The following is an 11,282-nucleotide window of genomic DNA, read 5'->3' as shown; positions in this document are numbered from 1 at the left end:
GGCCTCTGCTGCGTCTTATAAATGTCAACTTGCGCGGGCCAGTGACGTGCGCGGCGGCTCCATCGGAGCCAGCACTCATTACCAGAACGGCACGCGGCAAGTATGCGCGCGATAAAACACGAGCAGCTCGATGACAAAGCGTTTTCGCAACTGGGCCCTATCGTCCATACTCGTCTCCATGATTGTCTGCCCCGCCGCAAAAGCCCAGGACCGCCGGGCGATCGCCGAACCTGTTGCACCTCATACGGTCTGCGATCGCCCTGTGCCTTCCGGCAAGGACGATACAGTCAGCCTACAGGACGCCATCGAACATTGCCCCGCTGGCGCTGCAGTTTATCTCGGGCGCGGCGAGTTTCACTCAGGTCCACTCGAGATGAAATCGGGCGTGACCTTATGGATCGGACGCGGCGCCGCGCTGATCGCCATCCCCGAACCAGCTGCTTACGACAAGGGCCGGGGACAATGTGGTCGCATCATGGGCAAGGGCGACGGTTGCCGGCCATTCATCAGCTTTTCCAAAACGCGTGGTGGGGGCATCTACGGCGAGGGCATCATCGATGGTCAGGGCGGCGCAATGATGAGCGGCGGGGCCGAAACCTGGTGGCAGCTGGCCCGCCGCGCGCAAGCTGAGGGCGGCAACCAGAACGCCCCGCGCTTGATCCAGATCGATCATGCGCAGGACATCACGTTCTCTGGTATCACCTTGCGCAATGCCCCCAATTTCCACGTCGCGATGAACCGGGTCGAAGGTGCCACTTTCTGGGGCCTGACCATCGATTCACCGGCGGATGCGCGCAATACCGACGGCATCGACCCCGGCGCGAGCCAGGATGTGACCATCACCCACAGCTTCATCCGCACGGGAGACGACAACGTTGCCATCAAGGCCGGCGACAATGGCTCAAGCAGCCATATCTCCATCCTTGATAATTATTTCGGCTGGGGGCACGGCATGTCTATCGGCAGCGAGGTGAATTCCGGAGTTAGCGACATACTGGTGCGTAATCTGACGCTGGACGGTACGACGTCTGGCCTGCGCATCAAGAGCGATGTCAGTCGAGGCGGTCTTGTCGAGCGCGTGACTTATGAGAACGTGTGCCTGAGGGGAAACCGGTCGCCGGTGTCGTTCGATGCAAAATATGATCCCCGCGCGCAAGGCACGAGGATTCCGGTCTATCGGCAGATCGTTCTGCGCCATGTGCGTGGTGACAATGGTGTGCTGCTGATGCGCGGCGTAGACGAGCGGCATGCCCTCGACGTTGCACTCGAGGACGTCCGATTTGCAAATTTCGCGACCTGGCAACTCGAACACGCGAAGGTGACTGCAAGTCCCTCCGACGTATCGCCGCCGCTGCCGGGACGAGCCAGCGAACCGCTGCCGCGCGGATCGGAGGCATGTTCCAGAGCATTCCGCGACGCACATCGCTAAGCACGACACCCGGCGCCGAACCCGGCTGGTGACTTGCACATCGGCAGGCCTAAATCGCTCGGGTTGCAGAACCTCAGCCTCATGTCCGGTACTTCGTTGCGGGCGGCCGCCCGGTTTGCAGGACCGCAATTGCGAGAGTTACGTGGGGTTCTGGGCTGGCCATGAAAATGTGTTTGACCATGCACAGCGGCCATCCCGGAGCGGTATCTCATATCGACTGCGTCGAACGTGCCGCGAGCTCAACGAAGAGTGAGATCACATGCGAATTTTCGTGCCCTCCGCTGCGCTTCTGGTCGGATGTTTCTGCATCCCGGCAGCCTACGCTGAGCCTCTATTCGTGTCGCATGCCGCAAATGCAGACTATCGCTCCGTGCAGCAAGCCATCGACGCCTTGCCAGCGGAAGGCGGAAATGTCCGGATCGCGCCGGGCGTCTATCGCGAGAAGGTCAAAATCTCCAAATCCGGTGTTCATATGGAAGGGACTGGCAGGAAGCCGGAGGATACGGTCATTGTGTATGGGGACGGCGCGATCAATGTAGGAGGGACCGCTCGTTCGGCGACGCTGGATGCCGCTGGCGATGCCTTGCGGCTCGAGAATCTGACCATCCAGAACGACTACGCGCTCAATCCGGCCAATCCCCCCTCTCAGGCGGTAGCACTGTCCGTTACCGGAGACAGGGACGTCGTTACGCGCGTCCGCCTGCTCGGTGCCCAGGACACGCTGTTTGCCGGCAAGGGATCAAACGGCAGAATGTCACGACAATACTTCTCGAACTGCTACATCGAGGGGCATGTCGATTTCATATTTGGCAACGCCAAGGCCTGGTTCCGGCAATGTGAGTTGCACGGCCTCGCAAATCAAGCAGTCATCTATACCGCTCAGAGCAAGGCAGCGCCGGATGAGGACAGTGGGTATGTTTTTGATCATTGTAGGCTAACTGCCGACCCTGCTGCGGGCTATATCGCACTTGGCCGCCCTTGGCGGCCCTACGCCACAGTGGTCTTCCTCGCGGCGAAGATAGATGCCCCCGTGATCGCGGAAGGGTGGCGCGAATGGACGCCCGGCAAGACCAATACCTTGAGAACAAGCTATTATGCTGAATACAGATCCTTCGGCGTCGGGGCGAACCCCTCAGGCCGTGAGCCTCACTCCCATCAACTGACAGATGGTGAAGCTGCAAGATGGTCCCTGGGCGTGTTCTTCGGAGGCGCCACCGATTGGCTGCCGAGGGAACGATAAGGATGGAAGGCAAAGCAAGGGTGACGAGACGACGGCGATCGTGGGATGCATGACGGAGGAGTGCGGATATGAAGGCGGCGTGGGCTGTTGCCGATATCGCGCTGGGGCCATATTTGTGGGTGATCAAAAGCCTCACTGGACGGTTACGCCAGAGAAAAGCTCTGGATGTCTCCGCCCTCCACTTCCGATGAGCCGTTGAGGCCCGCTGAGATGTTCGGGCTAGCTCTAGCGCACCACGGTCTTCAGGTACTGGTAGGCCTTGATGATCTCGACCAGGCGATCCTCCGTGGAGCGGTCGCCGCCATTGGCATCAGGATGGTGCTGCTTGACCAACGCCTTGTACTTCGCCTTGATATCGCCGAGCGTCGCATTGGCATTTAGGCCCATCACCTGCAACGCTTTGCCCTCGGCATTGAAAATCTTGCGCGCTTCAGGCTTGACCTTCGCGCGGGGGTGGGCACCGGCGCGTCCGTTCAGCTCGAGGTGCGTGCAGAGGGCATGCCAGTCGTCCTCGAAATTGGCAGTGCTGCCGGTCATTTTGTGCGCGCTGATGTTCTCGCCTATCCTCCAAGTCGGACGATGGCCGGTCAGCGCGTCCTGCTGGTAACGCGCGACCGCTTCCGCGTCCATTCCCGAGAAGAAATTGTAGGACTGATTGTATTGGCGAACATGATCGATGCAGAAGTGCCAATAAGCGCGCACATTGTCGCGGCCTTTGGGCGCGGGATGGGTACCCTTGTTCTGGCAGCCAGGCCATTCGCATAGCGGAGCGGGCTGGCGCTTCTGCGCTTCCTGCTTATTGATGCGAATGGAGTCGAAGATTTCGGATGTGTCGATCAACATAACCTGGCTCCGTTGGCGGAGCGGCAGTTAACAGAGCCGCTTCTATGCTAGAGACTTGGTGTACACGGCAAGTCGGGTCTGACTCGGCCTTCGCGTCTAGTTAGTGGCGTGATGTAGCGGGCCCTTCCCAGCAATTGACATGCCAGGACTTGCGAAGTTGATTCAGACCATCATCTCTTTGAGGTTTCAGATCGACTCAATCGAAATTTTCTGTCGGGTTCTGCACATGGAGGTCTTGAATAGGACGGGGTGAGTACTCTTCGCCAAGCGAAGGCACTGCTCGGCCGGTATTCTGCGCAACGACGGAAGGCGAGTGACGTCTTCTGAATCGTCTTTCGAAGCTTGGAAAGTCTTCCGTCTTGCGTAGCGAAACAGAAAGCGCTTTGCCCCGATTTGAAAGGCATGGCGGAGCTGCTCGTCCGCGGATCAACGCAAGTCACAGCGTTTGCCCGCCGCTGACGAAGCACTCTGCTCACCAGCCTACCCAGCAAAGTCTAAGTCGGGAGCGGGGTGGATGCTGGCGCTGGCACGGCAGCCGGGATGGTAGGAGGTGCTTGGCAAGGCGCTGCAAACCAGGAGATTGCTCGGAATGTGCAGCAGGCGGCAATTGGTACGACCGAGGTCGCTACAATAGCTCGAAGTTAATCGAGGTGCGGACCAGACGGGCACCGCGTCAACGCAGGTGCTTGCCGTTGCCAGGTCCGCGGCTCAGGATAGCAACCGTCTGAAGCTGGAAGTGCAGAAATTCCTGGCCACCGTAGTGGCGGATTAGCAAAGCTTTGAGGCTCCTGAAGAAGCCCTGCTCGAGTCCGTGATGTCCCCTTACCTTGGTCGGATGTATTTTCCTCTGCGCCTCTTCGGCAGCGCGACTGACGAAGAAGAGCGCAAGAGGGCGCGAGATCAGCAGCTGCCGACAACAGGTACTCCACCTCATACAAAGCGCCGCCCTGCTTGAAACGCGGGCCCCCCGGGAATGGGATGATTGCCGCTTTTCGTCAGGTCGCAGTCAAAGCCAAATGGCGCGGTGCAGAACGTTCGCGGCAGCTCCGAACGTTGGTGAGGCGACATCTGTTACTGTGCGTCTGATGGCTTCCGCGGCTTCGATCGCAAGAAAGCGAGCCTGCCCGAATGCGTTCAGGTCGCCATCAGCTCGGCTCGCCGTTCACCTCCAAGGGGGGCCAATCGATAGGCCTACAATAAAGTCCCCTGCGGTTGATCTCAGCAAGCAGACTGTCGGCGCGATGCCTCGCCGGAATTCCAACAAGCCGTGTGCCCGCTGCCGCATCCGCCGCCACCTGATCACGAATGAACTCATACATCCGAATAATGAAATGGTCGGAAAGGCCTGTGAAATCCTCCTCCGGCCCCTTGGTGCTTAGTGTAAAATCCACGTGATTATACTCCAACTCGCCCAAATTATCCCTGCAAGCCAGGCGATCACTGCGATGGTGGCAACTCCAACGAATCCAATAGGAACCAGCTGATTGCCATTTCGCCGACGCTCGTCTGCATTCACGGTAAAGTCCCGGCTACCAAGTCTGGTCCTCTGCTCGTTTGCAAATATCGGACCTTTCATGCCTCGACAAACATCCCCGTCGTTAATCTCACTCCTCGATTCTTAAAGGTGGGTCGGCGATCTCCCCCGAACAAAGACAGTCAGTCCATTTCAACGATCTCAGCCGCGAGCTCTGCCGCCGCCCGCCGGCCGACCTCGGCCGTTCCCAAGAGTCTAGGTATGCTGTGAACGAGTAGCTGCCGCACCCGCGTAAAAGCCCGAGCAGCAGCCCCTAACCATTTTGATAGTCGAAATTAATCTCTTATCTGACTCCCGGTAAACGCGGATTCACACACGTTAAGCAGGCTTGGTCCACCCGCTCAGTTTCGCTGCTTCGAGCCTGCCGATTGCGGCCGCGCGACTTGAATAGAACTCCGATCGATCCCGGACGTTCATTGCCCACCAAAGACCAGCGGCGGTACTATTGTGAGTTGCTGGCGAAGCCTACCCGTCGCCGGTCCCGTCTCGGATCCCGGGGCTTCACCACCCTCCCAGTGGCGCCCCTTGAGTTGAAGGCGCCTTTCGGGAGCCGCTCTCAGCGTCATATCGACGAGGACGATCGTAAAGCCAGCACACGCAACCGCCTGAACTCGAATACAAGATTTTCGGCCATTGCAGGCAGAATTCGGATTCCCAGTCAGTCGAGAGTGATGGGCGGTCGTGTCGCCCGTGACGGGCGAGCCTTTCCGAGATGCTGGCAGATTCGGCGACCAGGACAGTCGCCGTATTTTGATTCGATCTGCTCTGGTTCAATGGCACGGATCTTGGTCCGGAGCCGCAGCTGAAGCGCGGCGGCTACTGAAGGATTGACCGGCATAGGCTGGAAAATCCTATCCTCTATAGCGAGCTTCATGAAGGCGGCGCGCGCCCCTATTTGCTGCCGCCAGCAGGCTCGACTACGAAGGTGTCCTTCAAAAGCGGGTACATCGCCCGCAACCGGCCTCGGCGCGCTTAGTCCCGGCAAGCACGAAGGCTCGGAGCTTGTCACATGGGGAAGGTGTCACGGGCGGAAATCGCGCAGCGCCAGCCAAGAACGCCAAGCCAAGGGAGACTGGGGTAAGCTCAATGAGTAACTTGAGTATGCAGCTCAAAATCCAAGCCGACGTTGGTCGAACCAACATTTGTTGCACCTTCCGAAGGATTGTTGCATGCGAGCTCGATCACAGGTTTGAGCCGAAAATAAACATATGTTCCTGCACCGCGCAGCATGAAGGCGTACGATGGTTGCAATGGTACAGGGAGGTTGCAATGGGATTGAAGCGCAGGCGGTTCAAGCAAACAGAGTCTCTGGAAACGAGATTGACGCAATTCGCACAGGATATGCGAGATCAAGCGGAGCGAAAGCCTTCAGGTGATGAACGCCGCGCCTTGCTGAAGCGCGCTCACAATGCCGATCAAGCCATTGATTTGGAGCGGCAGCTTCGCGAGCGCTAGGAGAGCCGGGGAGCCGACCGACGGATCGCGCGCATGACAAACTTGCCCAGATTCTCTAATCCTTCCGATCCAGCATCGGTTGCGGATTTCGTAGTCCAGAATCTCATCGGCCCAGAAGAGAGAAGGGCTTCGTTCACTGAAGGTTGGTCTCGACAATATCCGAGACGATCATAGCTGCCCGGCTGGCATACAGCGGCGAGCTGAGACAACGATCCGGGTTGAGGACGACCTGGGAGTGACCAGCCCGGAAGCTGCTCTAACACGGCAAAGCCCGGTTCATAAGGTGAGGCCGTTCTCATTGAGCACCTTATCTCGGAGAGCGCCCATGATCTCACGAGCGATTTCCCTACGGACTGCGGCACCCAACTCTAGCTTTGCATCCTCCACAAGGTCAGCTTCGACCCCGATCAAACCTTTGTCGGTGAGCTGTTGCTGCAGCCGGCGTTCGAACTCCGTCCCCATTGCAGCAAGGAGCTGGTCGTGCGCCGTGGCGTGGTCTTCCGGCGCGATGTGATGCACCACGTCGTCCCAAGGTTGCCAGTCCACGGCCAAATAGTCGGGGAATTCCGCCGCCTCTCGGTTCCGCACGGATGTCTCTGCACTGTCGACGTCAGCGTCGGTCACACCGGAAACCGCAAAGAAGCGCATGTTGGGGGCGACGTGTTGCAGCCCCAGCCGCTCGCGAAGCTTATTTTGATAAGCAAGAAGGACCTCAATGGCGTCGATGTCTTCGACGTTGTTGCCCGAGCCTAACGCGTGAACCTTCTCGCGCGCAATTCTCTCCAGCGCGTCCAGGCGGAACATGACCCGCCCCAGATCGATGAGATCGGGAAGCCGGGCCTTGTTGTTATAGGCGCCGTTCTCGACCTCTGCGATGAGGCGTGCGGTCTGCATGCCATTCCAGGTCAAAGTTCTGCGATCCTCGCAGCTCTCGTTGGCGTCCAGGGCCAGTTGGAAGTAGCGCTTGCGCAATTCCGGCTTTTCCGCCACTTGGCGCAGATCATTGGCCACCGACTGCCGGAATTCTTCGTTGCCAGAGTTCACGGAGTCGAACAGTTTACCAAGGAAGAGCGCGTATTCTCGCGCGCCCGGCTCTTCAGCAACGCGCTGCCAAGCGTCCAGTACCTCTCGATCACCCTCCTGTGGATTGCCCCGGAGCCAGTCTGCGACCGTTTCAATGAGAGCATCGGCCTGTTCATTGTCTGTTTCGGACAATTCACTTTCGTCATTGCGGGAATGGTAGACGGTCGGACCGGCATAGCCCTCGGCGTGTAGAGCTATATCCAGGTTCGTGAGCACCTGTTCGGGCAGAGGATTGTCGGTCAGAACTATGCTGCCAGGAGCCGTCAATTGCGTCAGCAGGTCGTCGGGTAGGGTCGTCAATTGGTTTTGGCCGACGTCGAGAAAGTCCAGCGAGGCAGGGAAGTGCCGCGGCAGACGCGTCAGTTGGTTTTGGCTCACGTCGATAAATTGGAGGGCGGCCGGAAGGGCCTCCGGTAGAGTGGTCAACTGATTGTTGCTGGCCCGGAGAAACTGGAGCGAAGCAGGCAGCACCTCGGGCAGTTCCTGCAACTGATTGTGGCTGAGGTCGAGAAGCTCGAGCTCAGCAGGGAGGACCCCAGGCAGGCTCCTCAGCCGGTTTGAGCTCGCGTCGAGACCTCTGAGCTCGGTCGGAAGCTCGGGCAGGGTGGTCAGCTGATTACCCCTAACGTCAAGACGCCGGAGCGAAGCGGGCAGGCTATCGGGCAGAGTGGTCAGCCTGTTGAAGGGCACATCAAGCACAACGACAGCGCTCGGAAGTCTTGGCAGGCTTGTAAGGGACAGCGATTCAAGATCCAGTGTAATGGCCTCACCGAGAGCATTCACTCGGCGCACCGCTTCGTCCCGATCCTCGAGCGGGCCTACCTCCGGTTCGGCAGCCCAATTCTCAAGCACGTCGCCTTCATCGTCCTCCGGGTGGGCAGAATCTCCGGAGTTCGCTGCGTGGCCTGTCACCACCTCGTTCCACTGCGCCGCCGCCCCGTTTTCCGCGCCCTCCTGTCCGGAAGATGCAGAGGGGATGTCATCGCCGCCCCGAATCTGCCCTGTTTCAAAAGGATCAATCTCACCCTCCTTACGAAACTGAGTAAACTCAGCCCATGGCGACATGCTCTAGGAGCTAAGACACTTAGCTTTCGGTAAGCTGACAGACTATCAAGGTGGCATCCATGGCATCGGAGCCGGCATGACTGTCGGTACGACGATTTTAAACAGTGGCTCGATCTCGGCCGCGGGTAGTTATTTCCAGCGTACACTTTTCTGCGGATACCAAGGCGACAGCGGTTTCAATATAGAGCCCCAGAGCCGCGATGCTGCTTTATCTCAACGGCGGCCAGCGGACTCTGTTCGGCCGAGTAGCTGGAAACGAAGGGCGGCAGGCGGTCCGAGCGGCCAAGTTCGCGGTGCCCCTCTCAGACGCCGTGCCAGTCGGTGTCGAGCTGATCTTTACGAAGCTTGACCGTTCAGCCGCAAGCTGGCTCGCCTCGCTCATCAGTGGCAAACTGAGCAACTCTGAGGTTCTGCAGCGACACTCGTCAGCTGATCGACAGGTAGGCCTGCTAACGGCAGAAAACGCTACCCCGTTGACTGTCCTGCCGGACTTATCTGGTCAACGAAAGGCAGCAAGCTCACAGCAGTATCGATCGATTTGCCGCGCTCGGGCTCGTGCGAAGCTGTCCCCACTTAAGTCGGGGGGGGGGCGCAGTGCACGTGCACCGGCTCTCGAATGATCATTGCAGCCACCTGCTTCGCGAGCTTGAGAAGCGGGGGTATCTTTGTTCTGACGATGGAGAAATTGATGAACACGGGACAGGCACAGTGGAGTGCAGGTTCTTCCTCGGCCCCTTCTGAAGACGCGGACCAGGAAAGCTACCTCGGCGGCTTCAATCGTGCCCTGGCGAATTTGGTCGAAACCTTGACTGGGTATCGGACCCCAGCCTCCGCGCGCGCGCAGATTTTGGACAATTGGGTTGCCGAAGAGGGGCAGGGCGAAGCCGAGAATAGGCGACAGGGCCGCACACGAATCAGGAATTCGGAAAACACAGGCTCGCGCTCGCTGGATTTGTCTTCGCTCGCACTCACCGCTCTGCCCGCCGCTCTGCCGCCAAGGTTGCTGGAGCTGCGCGCCAGGCACAACGCGCTAAGCAGCCTGCCTGCCATGTTCCCACCCGGTCTCCAGCATCTTCTCATTAGCCATAATCGCTTGACCAGTTTGCCGGACAATCTTCCGGCGACGATCTCTGAGCTGGAGGTCGCTGACAACAGCTTGACCAGTCTGCCGGCTAACCTCCCGGCCGGGCTCGAGATCCTGAACGCAAACGACAACCGGCTAACCAGCCTGCCGCGCGCTCTCCCGAGCGGGCTCACCTCGCTTGCGGTCAGTGGCAATCAGTTGACTGACCTCCCGGAGTCCTTGCCCTCGTGGCTCATTGAACTCAATGTCAGCGGCAATCAACTGGCCAACCTCCCCGACCCTCTTCCGAGCACGCTCCAATCACTCAATGTCAGCGGTAACCAGCTGACCAGCCTGCCTGAAGGTCTTTTAGATGCTCTTGTGCCGAATAATAGCCTCTACTACCCGCATCTGGAGAACCTCGAATTGGGCGATAACGCGCTGCCGGACGACATCCTCGCTCATCTGGCGGCGGCTGAAGCGCCACCGCAGCTTACACAGCAATCTCTGCATGAGGCCGCCGCACACTGGCTCGCAGACGACCCGACCACTCTGGCCGAATGGCAGCACTTTGCGGATGAGCCCGGCGCCCAAGACTACGCACAGTTCCTGGAGAGGCTGCGAGGCACCGTGAATTACGGCTATGACGAGTTTCGGCAGGCAGTGGCTAATGATCTGCGGCATGCGGCCGCCAATCCGACGTTGCGCGAGCAGTTCTTTGCGCAGGCTTCCGAAGCCAACACGAGCTGCGAGGATCGCGTCACCTTGCACTGGAATGGTATGCAGACCGCGCGCATCAACGCTGACGTCAAGGACGGGGTATATGACGACCGCCTGGGCGAACTGATCCAGCGCGGCCGCGTCGCCTTCCGCTTGGAGGCGTTGGACGAGATCGCGCGCGACAGGATCAACTCGCTCGCCAGCGGCAACCCGAACGTAGACGACATCGAAGTCTACCTGGCCTATCAACATCGGCTGCGCGAGCCGCTGGAGCTCAGCCATCTCGCCCCTGACATGCGCTTCCTGGAGGTCGCTCATGTAAGCGAGGATGATGCGACGCAGGCGCTCAACCTGATCCGGGAGCGGGAAGCAAGCCAGTTTACCAACTACATGGCTAGCCTCTGGCAACCCTGGGATACGGTGCTGAAGCGCATCGCTCCAGACGAACATGCAGCGATGGGAGACCGGGTGGTCGAAGCCATGGACGAGGAGTTTCAAACCCGCTTGGGTCAGCGACTGGCCGAGCATGGTCTTCTAGGCGATCCAGATGCCGAGCGGGTGCTCGGAGCCCAAGTCCGAAACGAGATCGCTGGCGAGATCAAAGGTGAGGTCATGCACCGTGTGCTCACAGAGCGTGGCCTGGAACTATAAAGGCTCGCAAATCGCCGCAGAGATATCTATCATTGCTCTGCGGCGGTAAAGGACATTAGCCCCGCCCATCGCTGCCAACTCTTTGGCATCTTGGAACGTGCGCTGCCGTCGATCAGGGCCGTTCGGTCTTGCCGAGCGACGAAAATTCCTGCGCGCCAGGCGAGGGCCTATCTGCGTCCCGTCCAAAGCCGCTTCGGAA

General features: G+C 59.2%; 6 protein-coding genes and 1 pseudogene. 5 read left to right on the top strand and 2 right to left on the bottom strand.

What is annotated here, in order from left to right:
- Positions 1-130 precede the first annotated feature (130 nt).
- A complete protein-coding gene (locus P6U27_RS30215; protein WP_407193038.1) occupies positions 131-1,429 on the top strand; it encodes a glycoside hydrolase family 28 protein in 1,299 nt (432 codons plus the stop codon).
- 259 nt (positions 1,430-1,688) lie between these two features.
- Positions 1,689-2,669: a pectinesterase family protein gene (locus P6U27_RS30210; RefSeq protein WP_209294818.1), complete on the top strand. Its 981-nt coding sequence runs from the start codon at positions 1,689-1,691 to the stop codon at positions 2,667-2,669.
- Between the two features lie 225 nt (positions 2,670-2,894).
- Here the strand turns inward: P6U27_RS30210 and P6U27_RS30205 are convergent, their stop codons facing one another.
- On the bottom strand, positions 2,895-3,512 hold the full coding sequence (locus P6U27_RS30205; RefSeq protein WP_407193037.1) for a J domain-containing protein: 618 nt from the start codon (positions 3,510-3,512) through the stop codon (positions 2,895-2,897).
- A 558-nt stretch (positions 3,513-4,070) separates the two neighbouring features.
- On the opposite strand from P6U27_RS30205, the pseudogene P6U27_RS30200 reads away from it, so the two are divergent.
- Positions 4,071-4,284 (top strand): annotated as a pseudogene (locus tag P6U27_RS30200) (methyl-accepting chemotaxis protein); the annotation flags it as partial.
- Positions 4,285-6,315: 2,031 nt separating this feature from the next.
- On the top strand, positions 6,316-6,501 hold the full coding sequence (locus tag P6U27_RS30195) for a hypothetical protein (RefSeq protein WP_122405210.1): 186 nt from the start codon (positions 6,316-6,318) through the stop codon (positions 6,499-6,501).
- Positions 6,502-6,777: 276 nt separating this feature from the next.
- Here the strand turns inward: P6U27_RS30195 and P6U27_RS30190 are convergent, their stop codons facing one another.
- Entirely contained in the window at positions 6,778-8,649 is a 1,872-nt protein-coding gene (locus P6U27_RS30190) for an NEL-type E3 ubiquitin ligase domain-containing protein (protein WP_407193036.1), read from the bottom strand.
- A gap of 688 nt (positions 8,650-9,337) precedes the next feature.
- On the opposite strand from P6U27_RS30190, the gene nopM reads away from it, so the two are divergent.
- Positions 9,338-11,083 (top strand): T3SS effector NEL-type E3 ubiquitin ligase NopM, encoded by a 1,746-nt coding sequence (gene nopM, locus P6U27_RS30185; protein ID WP_407193035.1) that lies wholly within the window; start codon positions 9,338-9,340, stop codon positions 11,081-11,083.
- The last annotated feature ends 199 nt before the right edge of the window (positions 11,084-11,282 follow it).

The sequence above is a fragment of the Bradyrhizobium sp. STM 3566 genome, assembly GCF_045571445.1.
In the GTDB taxonomy this organism is placed as follows: Bacteria; Pseudomonadota; Alphaproteobacteria; order Rhizobiales; family Xanthobacteraceae; genus Bradyrhizobium; species Bradyrhizobium vignae.
Note: the sequence above shows the minus strand (reverse complement) of the source record. Positions and strands in the feature narration are given on the sequence as shown.

Excerpts from the sequence above, each read along its gene's own strand:
- P6U27_RS30215 (WP_407193038.1), top strand. The coding sequence starts at position 131 with ATGACAAAGCGTTTTCGCAACTGGGCCCTATCGTCCATACTCGTCTCC.
- P6U27_RS30210 (WP_209294818.1), top strand. The coding sequence starts at position 1,689 with ATGCGAATTTTCGTGCCCTCCGCTGCGCTTCTGGTCGGATGTTTCTGC.
- P6U27_RS30205 (WP_407193037.1), bottom strand. The coding sequence starts at position 3,512 with ATGTTGATCGACACATCCGAAATCTTCGACTCCATTCGCATCAATAAG.
- P6U27_RS30195 (WP_122405210.1), top strand. The coding sequence starts at position 6,316 with ATGGGATTGAAGCGCAGGCGGTTCAAGCAAACAGAGTCTCTGGAAACG.
- P6U27_RS30190 (WP_407193036.1), bottom strand. The coding sequence starts at position 8,649 with ATGTCGCCATGGGCTGAGTTTACTCAGTTTCGTAAGGAGGGTGAGATT.
- nopM (WP_407193035.1), top strand. The coding sequence starts at position 9,338 with ATGAACACGGGACAGGCACAGTGGAGTGCAGGTTCTTCCTCGGCCCCT.